Genomic DNA, 747 nt, shown 5'->3' on the forward strand with positions numbered 1-747 from the left:
CCATACGAGGGTTTTGGAGTTGAAAACAATTTAGTTAGGTCTGCGTTGAGATATTATTCATCCCGGCATCATCAATATTATTAAGGAAGCTGCGGCGCGCGGCGAGGTGCTGGTTGGTCTCCTGACCGACGCTGCCATAGCCACTCACAAGCGTCTGCCGTATCTTACGTGGGAACAGCGGCGCGAGGTAGTGGAGAATATCAAGGGGGTGTCTCGTGTGGTTCCGCAGGAAGAGTGGAGTTATGTCCCCAATCTGAAAAAGCACCGTCCGTCAGCCATCATCCACGGCGACGACTGGAACAGCGGCCCGCTCAGCAAGGAACGCGACGAGGTTATCGCCCTGATGAACGAGATGGGCGGCGAGGTTATAGAAGTTCCTTATACCAAAGGGGTCAACTCATCAGCGTTAAACGAGGCTATGCGCTCTATAGGTACAACGCCGGATATACGCCTCAAGCCGTTGCGCCGTCTCATTGAGATTAAAAAAACAGTAAGGATTATGGAGGCGCACTCCGGGCTGTCGGGGCTTATCGTAGAGCGCTTAGAGGTGGAAAGGGAAGACGGGTTGCACAGTTTTGACGGTATATGGTCGTCAAGCCCTGTCTCTTATACACATCTAGATGTGTATAAGAGACAGCGCCTGAACCCTTTCCGAGGCAGGATATTTCTGTCGGCGTTCTGCATCGCCTCGCTTGCCGCGTTTGCCGTGGAGACTGTGTGTTTCAATTATAAACATTTTCTGAAATA

1 pseudogene is annotated in these 747 nt (G+C 51.7%); it reads left to right on the forward strand.

Going from position 1 to position 747, the window contains the following annotated elements:
* Positions 1 to 106: 106 nt before the first annotated feature.
* Positions 107 to 747 (forward strand): annotated as a pseudogene (locus ACYVRA_RS07795) (hypothetical protein); the annotation flags it as partial.

This window comes from Treponema sp. R8-4-B8 (genome assembly GCF_054786175.1).